Here is a 16,384-nt window from a genome sequence, read left to right on the forward strand (position 1 = left end):
GCCCGCTCAGGGAGCGTTGACCCACTCGTCGGTGCCGTCCTCGAAGATCTGGTGCTTCCAGACCGGAAGCTCGGACTTGATCCGCTCGACCAGCAGCGAGCAGGTCTCGAATGCTTCCTGCCGGTGGTCGGCGGCGACCGCACAGCCGAGCGCGATGTCCCCGATCTCCAGCTCGCCGACGCGATGCTGGACGGCGATCCCCCGCACACCCGACATCGCCGCGATCTCCTCGGTCACCGTCCGGACGACCTCGTCGGCGGTCGGGTGTGCCATGTAGTTGAGCTTCTTGACCTGGCGGCCGTAGTCATGGTCGCGGACGATGCCACTGAAGGTCACCACCGCGCCCGCGCGGCGATCGCGCACCAGCAGCTCGAGGAACGAGACGCTGATGTCCTCTCGGGTGACCTCGGCCTTGTGGATCTCGGTCTCGACCAGGTCGCGCTGGCCGAGCGCGCGCAGCTCGTCGGGGGTGTCGATGTCGACCGGCGAGCCAAGCCCGTCGCACGCGACCCTGGTGAGGTCGTCACGGCCGTTGAGATACTGCCGGGCACCGACATCACCGGTGACCATCTCGGCGATCGGCAGCCAGTGCTCGCGACCGATGAGCATCGGGTGGCCGATGACGCCCTCGTAGGTCGCGACGACCAATGCGCTCGCCGCCGACTCCTTGCGTAGCCGCTCGATGGCATCGGGGCTGATCTCTGGGGTGTCGACCAGCTGGATCACGACGGACTCGGGCTTGGAGCGCAGCTCCTGGACGCGTTGCAGACCCGCACGTACCGAGCTCGACATGCCCTGCTCGTAGTCCGGGTTGCTGATCACGAACAGCTCACCCTCGCCCATGATCGCCTCGACCTCCTCGGCCCAGGTCTCGAGCGCCTTGCGCACGAACGGCTCCCCGGCGCCGAGGACGACGACGATGTCCTCGCACCCGCCGTCCCGGAGGATCTGCAGTGAGTGGGTCAACAGCGACTTGCCCCCGGGCAGCCGCACGAGCGCCTTCGGCATACCCATCCGGGTTCCGGCCCCGGCCGCGAGTACCAGTCCCGCACTGCTCACCGCGTCACACCACCAAGTCGTCAGCGTCGATGTTCACTTCTGGGGCGTGTGCCGCGGCCACGGCCGCGGCACACGAATGTCCAGTCTTTGACACTAGAGCCGGTTGCGGTCCGGTGCCAACCACGGGTGCGACACCGAGACCAGACTGTCGTACTCGCCGTCAGCGGCTGGCTCGCTCGACCGCCACGTTGGTGGCCTTGATCGACGCGATCGCGACGCTGCCGACCTCCAGGCCCATCTCCCGCACGGCTTCGGTGGACAACAGCGACACCACGCGGAACGGCCCCGCCTGGATCTCGACCTGGGACATCACCTGGTCGGAGACCACCCGCGTGACGATGCCTTTGAGCCGGTTGCGCACCGACGCCTCCCCCGCGCGGCCGGGATCCGGCGTGTGGGCCTGGTCCGCTGCGAATCGCGCGAGGTCGACGGCGTCCACCGAGAGCGCGCCCGGGCCGCCGGCCGCCTTGACCTTGCCGGCATCGACCCAGCGGCGAACGGTGTCGGTACTGACCCCCAGCAGCTCGGCGGCCTCGGCGATTCGCAGGTGCGTCATACCGGCGATGCTATCGCCGCACCTGCTCGCTCGGACCGCTCAGATCGCGTACGGCCACACCGTGAGCATGAACGCGCCGAACCAGGCACTCATCAGCGCGGCGACCCCGACGACGCCGACCTGCGCCGTCCGGCCAGCGGTCGCGAGGCGCCGTGCCGGGAGCAGGAGCAACGTAAACATCGGCACCAGGAAGCGCACCTTGGAAGCCTCGTAACCGGCCGAGCCCACCGCCAGCGCGACGAGGACGACGGCGTACGCCGCGACCGGCCACCATGCGCGTGCGCGAGGGCCACGGGCCCGCCAGGCATGCGCTAGCAGCGCGGCAAGAAGGAGGACGGCGGCGAGCATCGCGAGCAGGGACGCGGCCTGGACTACCCGCCCCACCGCATCGAGCAACCCGTCGAAGCTCAGCGTGCGCCAGGCGTTCTGCAGCACCGATGCCCCGAAATCGAAGCGTGATCCCCAGTACAGCTGCTGCGCGGCAAACCAGGCGTCGATGCGGCCGCCCACGATCGCGACATAGAGCCACCAGGAGGGCGCGCCGGCCGCGGCGAGCACCACCGCCGTCGCGATCCGCCATCGCGAAGCCTCGGCGCGAGGCGGGGGGTGTGGAGCCTCGGTGCGAGGCCGCGGGTGCGGGGCGTCGGCGCACGGCCGCGGGGATGGCGTGTCATCCGTGCTCGGCCCGGGTTCCGGCGTCGTTTCGCCGCGCCGCCAGGCGAGCAGCGCGGCCATTGCGATGGCGGCGCCGACGGCGAGGCCGGTGGAGCGGGTCAGCCCGGACAGCAGCGCGAGCAGTCCAGCGGTCAGCCACCACTCGCGGCGGGCCAGCCACATCGCCCACGCGGCGAGCGCTACGAACAACGCCTCCGAGTAGGCCATCGACAGCACCACCGTCATCGGCCCGGCCGCCCACAGGAGCGCGGCCAGCATGGCGGCGCGCGGCGCGATCAGGTCCCTGGCGACGGCGTACACCCCTACCACGGCGAGCGCCCCGGCGACTGCGGTGATCAGCAGGCCCGCGCTCAGCGCAGGCATGCCCATGAGGTGCAGCAGCCGCATCGCCATCGGGTAGAGCGGCGGGAACACCAGCGGCGCGGTCGAGTCCTCGCGAGGCGAGACCAGTGACAGGTGATCCGGATATCCGTGCTCGGCGAGCTTCACGTACCAGCCGCCGTCCCAGGCGCCGAGCTCGTCGTAGGTGCTCGGCTCGGCTGGCTCGGACGAGTCGAAGGGATTGTCGGGCGGGGGCTGGTCGGCGTGCACGCCGGCGTGCAGCACCAGCAGCCCGACCACCCGGATGCCGGCGTACGCCGCGAGCAGCCAGCCGACCCGGATCAGCTCGAGGCGGGTACGGCGCAACGGCTGCACCTCGCGCTCGACTGTCCCGGTCACTCGGCCCATGCTAGTTACTCCGGCGTAGCCCTGGCCGGTCCCGACCTGAGCCGGCCGCACGACCGACCGAGCGCTTGTTCGGTAGCCGTCGATCGTGTAGACAGGTATTGGAGCCTTCCTGTGACAGCGGCCCTCTCGGGAGCGAGACTGTCACCCACGAGCACCCGAGTCGCGACGCAGACGACCGGAACACCTGGAGGAATGTATGGACTTCGAGCACAGCGCCAAGGCCAAGGAGTACCAGGAGAAGATGTGGGAGTTCATGAACTCGCACATCTTCCCGGCAGAGAAGACCTGGAACGAGTGGCGTGCCAATGCCGGCTACGACAACCACGACCTCCCGCCGGTCATGCACGAGCTGAAGGAGGAGGCCAAGAAGCGCGGCCTGTGGAACCTCTTCCTCAAGGACGTCTCGGGCATGAACAACGTCGAGTACGCCTCGATCGCCGAGATCACCGGCTGGGTTCCCGAGGTCGCCCCCGAGTCGATCAACTGTGCCGCTCCCGACACCGGCAACATGGAGACCCTGCACCTGTTCGGCAACAAGGAGCAGCAGCAGGAGTGGCTTGAGCCGCTGCTGGCCGGCGAGATCCGCTCGGCGTTCGCGATGACCGAGCCGCGCGTCGCCAGCTCGGACGCCCAGAACATCGAGACCCGCATCGAGTCGGACGGCGACGACTACGTCATCAACGGGCGCAAGTGGTGGATCTCCGGCACCGCTGACGAGCGCTGCAAGATCTTCATCCTGATGGGCAAGACCGACCCCAACGCCCACCCGCACAAGCAGCAGTCGATGATCCTGGTGCCGCGTGATACCCCGGGCGTCAATGTCATCCGCCATCTGCCGGTGTTCGGCTACCAGGACCAGCACGGCCACTCGGAGATCGAGTTCAAGGACGTGCGCGTCCCGAAGAAGAACCTGCTGATGAACGAGGGCGACGGCTTCATGATCGCCCAGGGCCGCCTCGGCCCCGGCCGCATCCACCACTGCATGCGCCTGATCGGCATGGGTGAGCGCGCCATCAAGCTCATGGTCGAGCGTGCGGCGTCCCGCCACGTCTTTGGTGGCCCGATGATCGAGCAGGGCGTGGTCCGCGACCAGATCGCCCGCTCGCGCATCGAGCTCGACCAGGCCCGCCTCATGGTGCAGAAGGCTGCGTGGCTGATCGACACCACCGGCTCGGCGAAGGGCGCGCAGATCGAGATCGCCGCGATCAAGGCCAACACCCCTGCCGTCGTGTGCGGAATCCTCGACCGCGCGATCCAGATCCACGGCGGCGGCGGCGTGTCGGACGACTTCCCGCTGGCGAACATGTACGCCCAGGCTCGCACGCTGCGCCTGGCCGACGGCCCGGACGAGGTGCACATCCGCACCGTCGCCCGCAAGGAGATCGCCAAGCACGTCCAGAAGTAGCCACCCGGCTGGCTACCGAGAACGCAGCCCCGGAGCGCGAGCATCGCCATCAGAGCGATGCCTCGCCTCCGGGGCTGCGTTTTGGTTCTGCTCTTCCGACGTCAGCGGTCGGTGAACACAACCGTCCGGTGGTCGTTGAGGAACACCCGCCGCTCGCTGTGCCACTTCACCGCGCGCGCCAGCACCTGAGTCTCGACGTCCCGCCCGACGCTGACGAGGTCCTGCGGGGTCATGGTGTGCGACGCGCGAGCGACGTCCTGCTCGATGATCGGACCCTCGTCGAGGACGTCGCTGACGTAGTGCGCGGTCGCACCAATGATCTTCACGCCGCGGTCGTGCGCCTGGTGGTACGGCTTGGCGCCCTTGAAGGACGGCAGGAATGAGTGGTGGATATTGATCGCGCGGCCGGCCAGCCGCTCACACGCATCACTCGACAGGATCTGCATGTACCGGGCGAGGACGACCAGGTCGATGTCGTACTCGTCGACGAGCTCGAACATCCGCGCCTCGGCCTGCGCCTTGGTGTCCTTGGTGACCGGGATGTGCTCGAAGCGGACGCCGTACCCCTCGACCATCTCGCGCAGGTCGGGGTGGTTGGAGACGACGACCGGGATGTCGATGCCCACCGAGCCGTGCCGGAAGCGGAACAGCAGGTCGTTGAGGCAGTGCGCGATCTTGCTGACCAGCACGAGGGTCTTCATGGGGGTGGCGACGTCGATGATCTGAGCGGACATCTCGAAGTCGTCGGCGACCGGCGCGAACTGCTCGCGCATACGCTCCAAAGCCGGCACCTCGCCGGGGAACTCCATGAGGATCCGCGCGAAGAACCGCCCGGTGAGGCGGTCGGAGTGCTGCTGCAGGTCGAGGATGTTGGCGCCCCGCTGGTAGAGGAAGTCCGTCAGCGCGCGCACCACTCCCGGCCGGTCCGGGCAGGTGAGGGTGAGCAGGTACTCGGGCTTTACGGAGTCGGTCATTCGGTTCCTTGGTTCTTCATCATGCTGACGATCCATGGTGCGTCATCTCGCCACGGCGAGAGCTGCCAGTCGCTGAAGCGGTGCAGCTCGGTCAGGCCCAGCTCCCGCTGATGGCGCTCGAGGTCGGCGACGGGGTACTCGCGGTCGGTGCGGAATCCGAGCACCAGCCGGCCGTCGTCCGCTAGCCGCTTCAGCAGGTTGGCGAGGACGTCGCGCTCGGTACCGGGCGCAAGGCACGGCATCACGTTTCCGGCCAGCACGACGATGTCGACCCGCTCGGGCAAGCCGGCGGCGGTGAGGTCTGCCGGACCGACCTCAAGTAGGTCCCGCACCTGGTAGGCGACACCCGGGAAGTACTCGCGCGCCACCTCGATCAGCCGAGGACTGCGGTCGACGCCGAGCACGCGGTGGCCCGCCTGCGTGAGGGCCGCGGCGACTCGCCCGGTGCCGCAGCCAGCATCGAGGATCGCCGATTCCCGCTCGGCGAAAGCGTCGATGAAGCGGGCCTCGCCTGCGACGTCATCGCCGTTGTCGTACTTCGTGGTGAACTTCGCGACGTACTCCTCAAGGCGCGCACCTTCGGGGCGCGTGACATCGAAGCGAGTCTGCGGAGTGGTCATCAGAAGATTCTCCCAAGAGCACGCGGCGAACGGCGTAGCCGGGTACTGCATGGCGAGAGCGTTCAGCCCGTAGCGGACTCAAGCTCGGTGTGCACGAAGTCATCACCTTTGTACAAGATCGGCTTTGGTTACACCCTGCCGCTAGACGAACGGCGCTAGTCGGCAGCGACGCGAGCAATGAGGCCGCAGAAGTCATCGATGAGCTCGGCAGCGCGCTTATCGGTGTCGGCGGCGGCCACCTCCCGGCCGGCGGTACCGGTGACAGTCGTCAGGACGACGACCAGAGCCTCGCCGTTACGTCGCTCTCCGGCGCGGATCAGCCGGCCGTTCTGGCGGACCCATTCGGCGGCTACCCGCCGGCGCATCGCGTTGAACCCCGGTGGGCCGTCGCCTCCGAGGAATAGGGCGGTCAGGTCGGCGTCCCGCCGGCACTGCTCGAGGTAGCCGCGCGCACCTCGTACGAACAGCGACACCGGGTCTGCCTCGCCGGACTCGCGCGCCCGGGCAACCTCTATCGCGGCCGCGTGCGAGCAGCGCGCCTCGTACTCCTCGTAGAGGGCGATGAACACGTCGGGCTTGCCGCCGAAGTGGTGATAGAGACTGCCGACCGAGGCTCCCGCCTTCTCGACGATGGAGGTGACCGACGCGTCGATGTAACCCACCCCCACGAACACGGCCCGGGCGGCGTCCAGCAACGCGGCGCGCATGAGCGCGGCGCGGCCGTTGCCACGAGGATGCGCTGCATTCTGCGGAGCCGTCGGGGTGGTCACCAGGTGAGCATACCGGCTGGACCGAATCCGATTCGGTTTGCGTTCGCGCTCGGTCCTGGCGGTGCTGAGCGGATGATGCGCGGATACTATTTCCCCGGCGGGGACCTCGCCGACCCGGAGTCTCTGGGCATGCGCCCGCACCCAGAGGGCGGCTGGTACCGGGAGCTCTATCGCAACGATCTGTCGGTAGCGACTACGCGCGGACGGCGTCCGCTGAGCACCGCGATCTCGTTCCTGCTGCGGCCCGGCGAGGAGTCGGCCTGGCACCGGGTTGCCAGCGACGAGATCTGGTTCTGGCAGGGCGGGGGCGCACTCGAGCTACGGACCGGCTCGGACGGCGAACGTCCGACATCCGAGGTCACCTATCAACTGGGCGTAGGAGGTCAGCTTCTGGTACCGGCAGACACCTGGCAGACGGCCCGCCCGGCGGACGACGAGTCGGTGATCGTGGGCTGCGTCGTCAGCCCAGGTTTCGACTTCGCCGACTTCCAGTTGCTCGACTGACGACCAGCCACGAGACGACCCGCCTATTCCTCGAGCGCAGCCAGGCACTAGCACCAGCCGGCTAGCTCGCGGGCGACCCCTGGGGCGGGATCTGGCCCCGGGTACATGCCGGTGAGGCGCGTGAGAAGCGGTAGAAGTATTTGGTCACGTAGAGCTCGTCGACGATCGTGGTCATCATCAACACCAGGTCAGGTCCGTCGGTGAACATCACGTTGTCCATGTCCAGGTCACTGTCGGAGTACTTGCTCACCCAGGTGCCATCCACCAGTCGCTCCATGCGGAGGTAGGGCGCCACGCTGCTGACGATGTGTCCGTCCTGGTCCTCGATCGAGTCGATCAGGACGCCCTGCTCCTTCTCGGCGGAGGTCCAGGGGACCTTGGCGTCGCCCCGCATCGAGAAGTGGATCTCGCCGTCGGAGTTGGTGATCTCGAGCGTTTCGCCACCTGCGGGAGAGAATGTGCCCGGGGTGTAGAGCGAGCGGTCGCGGAAGATGATTGCGTAGCTGCCCGAGCGGTGTCCGGCGTCCTGTTCGGAGAAGCCGGTCAATTCCCACTTGCCGAGCAGTGCTGTCGGGTCAGTCGTCTGGGGTGCGGGCATAGCCGAGTTCTCTCAGTAGGGGTCGGGTCAGGGGGTCAGCGCGGCGCGTAGCTCTATGGAGTTGTCATCGTTGCAGCGCCAGGCCTCGGCTTCGTCGCCGAGGTAATAGGTTACAGTCGCCGCTTTAGCTTTGAGGTCACACTGGATGATCGCGGCAAGGGGTTCGCCTAGTTGGTCGTCTTGGTTGTCGAGCCAAGTGTTTTGACGACGCCACGCAGAATTCGGGCAGTTCTACGATGTATGTCCCCGCGAATATCGCTTCGTTCAGGGCCGTATGCCGCCACAAGCATCTTGATGGTATTTGCTTCGTAGAAGAGGATCATGGCTGCGTGGTCAGCAGGTTCTTCGGCAAGAAAGTATTGGTCGTTGGTGAGCTCGTCGACGAGCGCAGCGGTGGTCTCGTCATCGACGGTCAGCGTGATCGGCATCGTCCCCTCGATTCCTCCCTGCTCTCCCGGCAACTGGTTCGTTGCCTCGTTGAATCGGTGAGCCTTCATGGCGAACGCATCTGGCGATGTCGAAACTAGGCAGAAACTAGTGCTGATTCGACATCTGCTATTTCTGCATTGAGGAGGCCCCAGTTATGATCACGCTTAGTCGGTACGCGCTTCAGGCGGATTGATTGAGGCCGGGCGCAGCTTTTCGCGAATCACGGAGATGTCGATAGCGTCCACGTCCCACTTGAGCGCGTCGCTACCGGTCAAGTAGTGTGCAGTAAGTACCGCATCGCCGTAGGCGTAGATGAATATTTCAGCAAACGGGGATTCTGGCGCGGTCCCGATGTTGTTTCGCCAAATATCCTGAAATGCTTCGCTAGCCTCCTCTCGTGTCTTGATCTTAAGGTTCGCATTGATGCTAGATTCCCCAGCTCGGTAAAGGGAGCTCACCGTGGACACTATGGAATTAGCGTGATAGTTGAGAATGGAGTACCCCTCGAAGGGGCCTTTTCTGGTGGCATTCGGATCCGTCCACACCGCTCGAGAAAGGTCCATTCGCTGTTGGTCGGAGCTTGGAAAGCTGTAGATCATTTATCCTGCCCATATGTTCTCTTATAGTCCTGGCCGTCGGTATTGATGAACTTCAGCGCTCGGTCGGGTTCGAACTCTAGATTACCGTCGGAGTCAGTTCCTACGAATTCTATTGCGACTGCACGTGGTCTAATTTCGGGCTCATCAAAGGTAAACTTGATCTCTCCTTCTACGGTGAGTCCGTCATTGACGAGTGCAGCCCAGTCATTCTCAACCTTCTTGTAGGCGCTGGTGTTGAAGTTACCGTTCTGCGGGAAGAGGTTGTGCAGGCCTTGGTCGAGCATGAAGCGGTGCGCAACGACGTGGCCGGCATGGTCGCCCTTGATGACTCCGTACTGATTGGCTCCCACGGCCACGCCACCGGACACGTCTCTCTGGTGTGACATTTCCTCGCTGGTGCGTCCCATTCCCTCGAACGAGTGGCGCGAATTGAATTTGGACTCGACGGTGCGGGTGCCGTGCTCGGTCCACGTGACGGTGTTGCGCACGTCCGGCTTGTCTCCCGCGGACACCGACGTGGTGGTGACGGTGACGGGGCGGTGGAACCGTCGCCGAGTTCGGTGAGCCGGTCGCTGATCGCGTCGTAGGCGTCCGTCCCCCCGTCGTCGGGGTGTCCCGCCTGGTCGGCGTCCTGACGGGGGTGCAGGTCCGGCGTGATCCCGGTGGCGTCGTACAGTGCTCCGGCGGGCACCAGCCGTCGCCCCGTTGTCCCATACCGGAACTTTCAGAGGGGAGATCGGGGTGCCGGTCGGCGAGCGCGTCGAGGGCGTTGTGCCCGCAGTCGGTCGTGTCGATGTCATCCGGGTTCGTAGGCGTCGACGGATCTTCCGGCGTGGTGGGCGCGTCGTCGCCGCGACCGGGGTCCGGATCGCTCCCGGAGGAGTCGGCCGGGGCGCTGTCGGCTGTGGTGGTCGGATCCGTCGTGGTGGCCGCGGTGGTGCCGTCGCCACCGGGCAGATCGAGCCCCGAGATGTGGTCGCGGATCGGACCCTCGGCCTCGACCGATGTAGTCGCGTCGAAATCTCCGGTGTCCCCAGCGGGGGCGGCCGTGTCACTGTGCTGGTCGACCGCCGGCAGCCCGTCGGGCGTCTGTGTGGCATCGGTTTCACGCCCGGCGAAGCGACCGCGTCGGAGTCACCTGTCTCTTCGCCGGGCATTGCCTCGCCGGTGTCCGTGGCCGTGTCGCCAGCGTCTCCCGAATTGGTAGCGCCCCCGGTGTCGGGCGTGACGGACTCGCCGCCGGGGGTCGGGTCGGCCCGTCGGAGGTGCCCGGGTCGTCGGCGAGCCCCGCGGCGTCAGTGATGTTGGAGGCGCCGGACGAGTCCCCACCCGTCCCGCCGAGATCGTGCATCGCCTGCAGCGCTCACAGTTGACCGGTCAGCGCGCTCGATCTCTTGCAGGACGGCGATGTCGTCAAGTGCGGCATCAACTCGTACGCCGCCCGATATCCCGGGGCATCGAGTCCGCGATCCGTGCGATGTTCTTCTGGGCATCCAGGTCGTGGTCGCGCAGCGCGTCGGCGAGGTCGTCGTCCCACGACCGGGCTGCCTCGATCACCTTCGCCTCGAGATCTGCCAGTCGGTCCAGCGGCAGATCCTCGACCGCGGTGTGGTCGTCGACCCGGATGAGGAACTCCAGCCGGGCGAGGGGCGACTCACCGGACTGTGTCGAGTACTCGTACGAGGCCCCGCCGAGCTCGCGCATCAAGATGTCGGTCATCCGGACGCGCACGGGCGTCGAGTAGCGGTCTCGGGAGAGGAATACCAGCGCCGAGTAAGTGGCGTCCCGCATAGTGGTGTAGCGCGGTCGCCGAGATCGTCACCGGCGTGTTCGTCGGACGAAGACGCGGCCACCGCGTGATCCTTCGAGTGAACCCTTACAGCACTCTCGAACGGAGTCATCACGATGACCGCTCCTCACATTGTCGACCCTGCCGGCCTGCTCGGCGAAGCCCTCGCCGAGGCGAGTCCCGCCTGATGCGCTCGCTGTTGCAGACGATGATCAATGCCTTGCTTTCCGCTGACGCCGACGCCGTCGTGGGCGCCGAGTATGGCCGACCCACCCCGGGGCGCACGACGCAGCGCAACGGCTACCGCCACCGCGACCTGGACACCGGGGTCGGCACTGTCGAAGTCGCGATCCCCAAGCTCTGCAAGGGCACCTACGTCCCCGCGTGGCTCCTCGAACGCCGCAAGCGGGCTGAGACCGCGCTGATCACCATCGTGGCCGACTGCTACCTCGCCGGCGTCAGCACCAGGCGGATGGACAAGTTGGTCAAGACCCTCGGCATCGACTCGCTGTCGAAGTCCCAGGTGTCCCGAATGGCAGCCGATCTGGACGAACACGTCGAGCAGTTCCGCCACCGAGGGCTCGATGCGACGGGACCGTTCACCTTTGTCGCCGCCGACGCGCTCACCATGAAGGTCCGCGAAGGCGGACGCGTGGTGGGAGTGCACGTGCTGGTCTCCACCGGCGTCAACGGCGACGGGCACCGTGAGGTCCTCGGCATGCGGGTGGCCACCAGCGAGGCCGGTGCGGCGTGGAACGAGTTCTTCGCAGACCTGGTCGCCCGCGGTCTGTCGGGAGTCCGGTTGGTCACCTCGGACGCTCACAAAGGCTTGGTCGAAGCGTCGCAGCGAACCTGGCCGGCGCGTCCGGGCAGCGCTGCCGCACCCACTGCGCCGCCAACCTCATGTCCGTGACGCCGAAGTCGATGTGGCCGGCGAGATCCGGCGTCGCACCGACGCCGTCGGGATCTTCCCCACCCACGAAGCGATCGTGCGCCTGGTCGCAGCGGTGCTGGCCGAGCAGACCGATGAATGGGCCGAAGGCCGCCGGTACCTCGGACTCGAGGTCCTGGCCCGCAGCCACATTAACATCGTGCCCACCACCGAAACCGAGATCGGAGCTGATCATCTGCCTACACTTACCGCCTGACCCACCCCACCGAAGGAACGCACCGCTACACCACTACGAGGGACTTGACACGAGGGTGGCCAGTTGCGCGCGCTGGCGCGCCAGTATCCGTCATCCGCGCGGGACCGGGCCGGACCGTGAGGTGCTACTTGTCGCAGCCGCGGTTCATATCAACGTGGAAAACATCGACCAGCCGTAGCTAATCGTGGTGGGTCCACTAACCACGCCTGCGGCGGAAACCGGGTACACGCTGAGTGTGCCGCTGTTGAGGTTCGGCGTCCGAGCGTAGAGATAGGTACGCCCGGATGCTGGTGCTGCGGCGATGTGGTCAAAGCCCCCCCACCCGCTGTTGATCCGGGCGACTGACGTAATCGAACCCCCCAGGCCCGTGGTGTACCGAAACAATCCCCCGTCGGCGGCCGCACGGGCGATCAGGTCGGGCCGACCGTCGCCGTCCAGATCGCCGGCGCCGACGACGAGATCGAGTGTGTTCCAGCCATGGTTGGCCACCGAGCGGTCATTGAAGCCGCCACCGGGGGCCCCGCGATAGAGATAGAGCACGCCGGATGGATCACGTCCATAAACGTCAGGAACCCCATCACCGGTTACATCTCCGATCGCGACGATCATAGTCAGCCAGTCCCAGCCCGAGCCGATGTGACGCTTGTCGGTCGCAACCCCTTGACGGTTGAGCGGATAGAGATAAAGGGCGCCGGTGCCGGCCTCACGCGCGTAGAGGTCCGGGATGCCATCTCCGCTGACATCTCCTGGCGAGCCCACCCAGTCGAAGCCACCCCAACCCCCGCCGACGACCGTGCCGGAGCCGAACAATGTCGGTGAGTAGCCCGGATAGAGCACCATGGCCCCAGTAGTGCGGTTCTGTCCAAGGATGTCGATCGTGCCGTCGCCGTTGATATCGGTCAGTAGCCCGCCGTTCGGCTGTACGGGCGGGGTGGGCGGTTGCTGCGGACTGGTGATCGTCCACCAGGTCGAGCGCATTCCTAACGCGGTCCGGAAAGCCGCGCCAGTCACATCGACCGAGCCGGCGGTGCCCACGATCCGTAGCGTTTCGATGCGACCGCCCCACTCACCATTGCCGTCGCGCTTCAGGACGACTAACGCGGTGGGCGTGCCAACTTGCGGGTACGCAGCGTGGATCTGCGCGACGCTGAGGGTCGCGGTCCACGAGTTCGCGCTGCTCGGCATCACCCCGTCATAAGGGTCGGGCTTCGCTATGAGGTACGGGGCCGACCCGGCGACCGTATAGCCACCGTTGGACGATGAGAACTGGGTGAACGCATAACTATAGGCGCCGCCCGTGATGACCACGCGCCCGCTCGTCGCGGTGATTGCTTGGTCGGTGGACGCCGCCTCGTAACTCGCGCGCAGCGTGCCGCTGGCCGTGTACTTCGCCACGCCATTGTACACCTGGCATTGCACCGTGTCGCAGGTGTGCGTAGGCCCGGTAGCCGTGTGACGTTCTCGGGAGGCGTACGTACGGGCGGCGACCGCCTGCGACTGTAGCGCGGCCTTCGACCAGCTCGGAGGCATCTCTGAGGGCACTACCGAGCGCAGATAGTCTTCCATGAGCACGGCGTTGTAAGCCTGGATCGTCCCGCCGGTAGTGTGAGCGCCGACGAGGCCGCGGTACTCGGTCCGGCCCGAGTCGGCCCCGATCAGCCGCACCCGGCCGGTCGGGCTGTGGAACAGTCCCCAGCCCCCTGGCACGTAGGAGTACTGCTGCCAACTGCTCGACCCCGAGTCGCTATGATCGAGCACGAGCGACCCACCGATGTTGCGCAGCCGCCAACTGGTCACTGGGCGGCCGCTGGGGGCGGTCGACGGCAGCGCGAGAGTTCCGCCGGACCATACCAGCGACATCCCGGCGACTGGATCGACCGTTGCCTGTCCACTTTGGGCCGTCGACAGGCGGACCTTGATATCCCAGTTCGGCTGGCTGGTCAGCGCGGTACCCGGGTAGTAGAAAGCCAGAATCTGTGCGGCACTGAGTCCCTGTGTGGCAGCGCCGTATGCACCCCACTGGCTCATCCCACGGCCATGCCCGTAGCCATGGCCGCTGAGCTGAAAGGCCCCGTTGCTGGGGTAGTAGGTCTCGGCCGCAAGCGCAGGCCGCGGCGCGAGCGTCAGGGTGCCGAAAGCGATGAGCAGCACGAGCAGCAGTTTGGCGAGAGCGCGCATGGTCCGATGCCCCTCCGGCGGTCCGCAGATCAGCCGCCTCACTAAACACTCCAGAATCACCCGTGACAGCGATCTCACTATCGCACGAGCGAGGCGATCGCGGGAGGGTGCGCGCGTGCGCGGCTACCAGGTGATCACGCGGCCCTGGTACCGATCCGGCAGCTCGGCAAGCACCGCCTCGAGGACTTCCGGCGCAACGACGATCACGTGTTCAGCACCGCCGATCTCGAACGTCTCGATCATCCGGTCCGCGACCTTCTCGTAGGAGAATCCCTGCCACCAGTCAGGACCACCGATGTCGATTCCGACGGCCGAAGCCTTGTCGCTCTTGACAGACCAGTCGCCGAGCATCGCGTGCATCCAGTGATCATCCAGAACCGAATAGCCGTCATGGGGCTGGATAGCGTAGTAGGTCACGCTGCCCTTCGGATACTCCTTGGCGACCTCGTACGCCAACACAATCCGATGCGAGGCGATCCGGAACGACGTGTCGGCGTTGATCACCGAACGCAGGGCCACGGCCTTGCTCGTATCGCCAAACCATGAGGTGAACCCGTTTGCGATGCCGCCGTAGACCGTGATCATGAAACCCATCGCCCCGATGAGGGCGAGAGCACTCCATCGTTTGGCCCCACTGGCCGCCATCAGCGGTGGTCGTACAAGCCTGGCTGCTCCTAGGGCGACGAAAGCGACCAGCGCGATCTGCACGCCGATGCCCAGTTTCCAGAAGTAATAGGAGAGCTGACCGTCGGCGATCAGCTGGTAGCCCGCGAGTACGCTCAGACCCGCCAGCAGCCCAACTAGGCTCCACGACTGGACGCCGTAGCGGTGGCGCACTCCGTATGACCAGCCCGCGACGACGCGCGGCTGGTAGGCGGCCATGAAGATCGCCAGCGCGAGCAGTCCGACGGTATGCGAGAACTGCGCGTCGATAGCGTCACCAGGCAGGGTCAACGTGCTACCCACGTCATATCCCGTGATCGTCAGCCCGATCTTCACCAGACAGGCAAGCAGCAGCGCGCCGATCGCCACCGTACTTGCCCAGTGGCGACGGAAGCCAAACCGCGTGCGCGGATCGCGCACGAGCGCAACCGCGAGGATCAGCCCCGCCCAGGGACCGATCAGCGGCCAGGCTCCCGTGGTGGCCACGACCAGACCGGCGGCCGGTGCGAGCACGACCGGGTGCCAGGGATCTGGGTGCGGCACGATGATCAGCACCATCAACGCGATCGTGACACCAGCGAACCCGACGTTCAGGTGTCCACGCATCAGGGATGAACCGCCCGGTCCGAGGGTCATCAAGGCGATCGCAGCCACGCTCAGCGTGATCGCCACCAACGGGTGCCGACGCAGCCCGGGGACCTGGACGACACCGGCTACGAGCAGCGCGGTCACCGCGACATATAGCGCTCCATAGGTATTGCTGTAGAGCACCACCTCGGCGATCGGCTCACGCGCCTCGGGGCCGACGCGTAACTCGGTGAGCCCGTTCATGAGCGAGTGCATGTACTGCGAGTAGGGGGCGTAGAAGAGGAGGGAGCCGTCGAAACCGGACTCTGCAGGCGGCAACTGGCCGAGCAGCCGTTGCAGGTAGATCATGCTGAAATGGCCTGCCTGGTCCCACCCGAGCATGAGGCGGGACATCTGTTCGACGCCATCGTTCCCGCGCACGAACGGCCACGAGAGCCAGCCGGCCGCAGCCGCCCCAGCCGGAATCATCAGATCGAGCCAATGAGGCCGCGGCAGGTACCGCTCTACCAATGCCTTGCCGCGTAACGCGTCGACTACAACGAAGTACACCAGCGCGCCAAGAGCGATGCCCACCAGCAGGCGTACCCGACCAAGTGTGCCGAAGACGTCGGGCATCCACCAGGTAGCCCCGTACCAACCGATGACGACTGAGCCGTTGATCAACAACCGCCGGCTCAGTAGCTGCGAGGAGGGGAACAGCACCAGGAGCAGAGCTGTGACCGTCACGGAAATCGCGGGCATGGGCTGCAGACTCGCGGCCACGAGGAACACTAACGCGACCGCCAGACCGGCCAGCGCGGCTAGCGCAACCGGAACGCTGGGGGCACGCGTGTTCCGCTCGACGGTTGTCGAGCCTGATCGTCTTTCCTCTCGTGTCGGCACCGCATGAGCCTACGGGACCCGTGCGGCCGGGGGCGCCCCGGTCTCACATGACGTCGCGCAGCTCGCGCGCGGCGCGGCTGTGGCCGATACGCCAACACGGACGCGGAACACGCCGAAAGCGAGGGCTCACGGTCACCCGGGCCCCTGCGATTACACTAAACCGGGCTGGCCTCAGCTGGCCATCGAATCCCACCACCCGCCCATCGGCTCAGCCGTCG

The 16,384-nt window shown here is 66.4% G+C and carries 15 protein-coding genes and 1 pseudogene; 3 read left to right on the forward strand and 13 right to left on the reverse strand.

The features are described from left to right. Nucleotides 1–6 precede the first annotated feature (6 nt). The 3 genes from DAA40_RS16635 to DAA40_RS07530 all read right to left on the reverse strand — a co-directional run bounded on the left by DAA40_RS16635 (nucleotide 7) and on the right by DAA40_RS07530 (nucleotide 3,010). A complete protein-coding gene (locus tag DAA40_RS16635; protein ID WP_234356268.1) occupies nucleotides 7–1,059 on the reverse strand; it encodes an NTP transferase domain-containing protein in 1,053 nt (350 codons plus the stop codon). A 160-nt stretch (nucleotides 1,060–1,219) separates the two neighbouring features. Beyond that, nucleotides 1,220–1,615 carry a molybdopterin-binding protein gene (locus DAA40_RS07525; RefSeq protein WP_106848992.1) on the reverse strand — a complete coding sequence of 132 codons (396 nt, stop codon included), beginning with the start codon at nucleotides 1,613–1,615 and terminating at the stop codon, nucleotides 1,220–1,222. 39 nt (nucleotides 1,616–1,654) lie between these two features. Continuing rightward, nucleotides 1,655–3,010: a glycosyltransferase family 39 protein gene (locus DAA40_RS07530; RefSeq protein ID WP_158716298.1), complete on the reverse strand. Its 1,356-nt coding sequence runs from the start codon at nucleotides 3,008–3,010 to the stop codon at nucleotides 1,655–1,657. A 205-nt stretch (nucleotides 3,011–3,215) separates the two neighbouring features. Between DAA40_RS07530 and DAA40_RS07535 the strand changes: the two genes are divergently transcribed. Next, nucleotides 3,216–4,424 carry an acyl-CoA dehydrogenase family protein gene (locus DAA40_RS07535; RefSeq protein WP_106848994.1) on the forward strand — a complete coding sequence of 403 codons (1,209 nt, stop codon included), beginning with the start codon at nucleotides 3,216–3,218 and terminating at the stop codon, nucleotides 4,422–4,424. A 101-nt stretch (nucleotides 4,425–4,525) separates the two neighbouring features. On the opposite strand, the gene purU is transcribed toward DAA40_RS07535, so the two are convergent. From purU to DAA40_RS07550, 3 genes are all read right to left on the reverse strand, one after another. Continuing rightward, nucleotides 4,526–5,398, reverse strand: coding sequence for a formyltetrahydrofolate deformylase (gene purU / locus DAA40_RS07540; RefSeq protein WP_106848995.1), 873 nt, complete (start codon nucleotides 5,396–5,398; stop codon nucleotides 4,526–4,528). Then, nucleotides 5,395–6,018 carry a bifunctional 2-polyprenyl-6-hydroxyphenol methylase/3-demethylubiquinol 3-O-methyltransferase UbiG gene (locus tag DAA40_RS07545; protein WP_106848996.1) on the reverse strand — a complete coding sequence of 208 codons (624 nt, stop codon included), beginning with the start codon at nucleotides 6,016–6,018 and terminating at the stop codon, nucleotides 5,395–5,397. Before DAA40_RS07545 ends, purU begins: the two co-directional genes overlap by 4 nt. 155 nt (nucleotides 6,019–6,173) lie before the next feature. Further along, nucleotides 6,174–6,788, reverse strand: coding sequence for a TetR/AcrR family transcriptional regulator (locus DAA40_RS07550; protein WP_199849573.1), 615 nt, complete (start codon nucleotides 6,786–6,788; stop codon nucleotides 6,174–6,176). A gap of 75 nt (nucleotides 6,789–6,863) precedes the next feature. On the opposite strand from DAA40_RS07550, the gene DAA40_RS07555 reads away from it, so the two are divergent. Beyond that, on the forward strand, nucleotides 6,864–7,292 hold the full coding sequence (locus DAA40_RS07555) for a cupin domain-containing protein (protein WP_106849322.1): 429 nt from the start codon (nucleotides 6,864–6,866) through the stop codon (nucleotides 7,290–7,292). Between the two features lie 61 nt (nucleotides 7,293–7,353). On the opposite strand, the gene DAA40_RS07560 is transcribed toward DAA40_RS07555, so the two are convergent. The 5 genes from DAA40_RS07560 to DAA40_RS07575 all read right to left on the reverse strand — a co-directional run bounded on the left by DAA40_RS07560 (nucleotide 7,354) and on the right by DAA40_RS07575 (nucleotide 10,709). After that, nucleotides 7,354–7,890, reverse strand: coding sequence for a hypothetical protein (locus DAA40_RS07560; protein WP_106848997.1), 537 nt, complete (start codon nucleotides 7,888–7,890; stop codon nucleotides 7,354–7,356). A 167-nt stretch (nucleotides 7,891–8,057) separates the two neighbouring features. Then, the gene (locus DAA40_RS07565) at nucleotides 8,058–8,387 is read right to left on the reverse strand and encodes a hypothetical protein (protein ID WP_158716299.1); all 330 of its coding nucleotides are present in this window, start codon (nucleotides 8,385–8,387) and stop codon (nucleotides 8,058–8,060) included. Nucleotides 8,388–8,483: 96 nt separating this feature from the next. Continuing rightward, nucleotides 8,484–8,918 carry a hypothetical protein gene (locus DAA40_RS16145; protein WP_158716300.1) on the reverse strand — a complete coding sequence of 145 codons (435 nt, stop codon included), beginning with the start codon at nucleotides 8,916–8,918 and terminating at the stop codon, nucleotides 8,484–8,486. Continuing rightward, entirely contained in the window at nucleotides 8,915–9,406 is a 492-nt protein-coding gene (locus DAA40_RS16150) for a DNA/RNA non-specific endonuclease (RefSeq protein WP_158716301.1), read from the reverse strand. The genes DAA40_RS16145 and DAA40_RS16150 overlap by 4 nt, the downstream gene beginning before the upstream one ends. Before the next feature lie 937 nt (nucleotides 9,407–10,343). Beyond that, a complete protein-coding gene (locus DAA40_RS07575) occupies nucleotides 10,344–10,709 on the reverse strand; it encodes an NAD-glutamate dehydrogenase domain-containing protein (RefSeq protein WP_106849000.1) in 366 nt (121 codons plus the stop codon). Between the two features lie 114 nt (nucleotides 10,710–10,823). Here DAA40_RS07575 and DAA40_RS07580 point away from each other — a divergent pair. Then, nucleotides 10,824–11,855, forward strand: a pseudogene (locus DAA40_RS07580) (IS256 family transposase). Between the two features lie 144 nt (nucleotides 11,856–11,999). Here DAA40_RS07580 and DAA40_RS07585 read toward each other — a convergent pair. Both DAA40_RS07585 and DAA40_RS07590 read right to left on the reverse strand, forming a co-directional pair. Continuing rightward, on the reverse strand, nucleotides 12,000–14,033 hold the full coding sequence (locus DAA40_RS07585) for a SpoIID/LytB domain-containing protein (protein WP_106849001.1): 2,034 nt from the start codon (nucleotides 14,031–14,033) through the stop codon (nucleotides 12,000–12,002). A gap of 123 nt (nucleotides 14,034–14,156) precedes the next feature. Beyond that, nucleotides 14,157–16,025: a hypothetical protein gene (locus DAA40_RS07590; RefSeq protein ID WP_106849002.1), complete on the reverse strand. Its 1,869-nt coding sequence runs from the start codon at nucleotides 16,023–16,025 to the stop codon at nucleotides 14,157–14,159. Nucleotides 16,026–16,384: the final 359 nt, after the last annotated feature.

It is taken from the genome of Blastococcus sp. Marseille-P5729, from assembly GCF_900292035.1.
Lineage (GTDB): Bacteria > Actinomycetota > Actinomycetes > Mycobacteriales > Antricoccaceae > Cumulibacter.

What these genes read in the sequence shown, in the direction of transcription:
- DAA40_RS07525 (WP_106848992.1), bottom strand. Translation starts at nt 1,615, where the DNA reads ATGACGCACCTGCGAATCGCCGAGGCCGCCGAGCTGCTGGGGGTCAGT.
- DAA40_RS07535 (WP_106848994.1), top strand. Translation starts at nt 3,216, where the DNA reads ATGGACTTCGAGCACAGCGCCAAGGCCAAGGAGTACCAGGAGAAGATG.
- purU (WP_106848995.1), bottom strand. Translation starts at nt 5,398, where the DNA reads ATGACCGACTCCGTAAAGCCCGAGTACCTGCTCACCCTCACCTGCCCG.
- DAA40_RS07545 (WP_106848996.1), bottom strand. Translation starts at nt 6,018, where the DNA reads ATGACCACTCCGCAGACTCGCTTCGATGTCACGCGCCCCGAAGGTGCG.
- DAA40_RS07555 (WP_106849322.1), top strand. Translation starts at nt 6,864, where the DNA reads ATGCGCGGATACTATTTCCCCGGCGGGGACCTCGCCGACCCGGAGTCT.
- DAA40_RS07560 (WP_106848997.1), bottom strand. Translation starts at nt 7,890, where the DNA reads ATGCCCGCACCCCAGACGACTGACCCGACAGCACTGCTCGGCAAGTGG.
- DAA40_RS07565 (WP_158716299.1), bottom strand. Translation starts at nt 8,387, where the DNA reads ATGAAGGCTCACCGATTCAACGAGGCAACGAACCAGTTGCCGGGAGAG.
- DAA40_RS16145 (WP_158716300.1), bottom strand. Translation starts at nt 8,918, where the DNA reads ATGATCTACAGCTTTCCAAGCTCCGACCAACAGCGAATGGACCTTTCT.
- DAA40_RS07575 (WP_106849000.1), bottom strand. Translation starts at nt 10,709, where the DNA reads ATGCGGGACGCCACTTACTCGGCGCTGGTATTCCTCTCCCGAGACCGC.
- DAA40_RS07585 (WP_106849001.1), bottom strand. Translation starts at nt 14,033, where the DNA reads ATGCGCGCTCTCGCCAAACTGCTGCTCGTGCTGCTCATCGCTTTCGGC.
- DAA40_RS07590 (WP_106849002.1), bottom strand. Translation starts at nt 16,025, where the DNA reads ATGCCCGCGATTTCCGTGACGGTCACAGCTCTGCTCCTGGTGCTGTTC.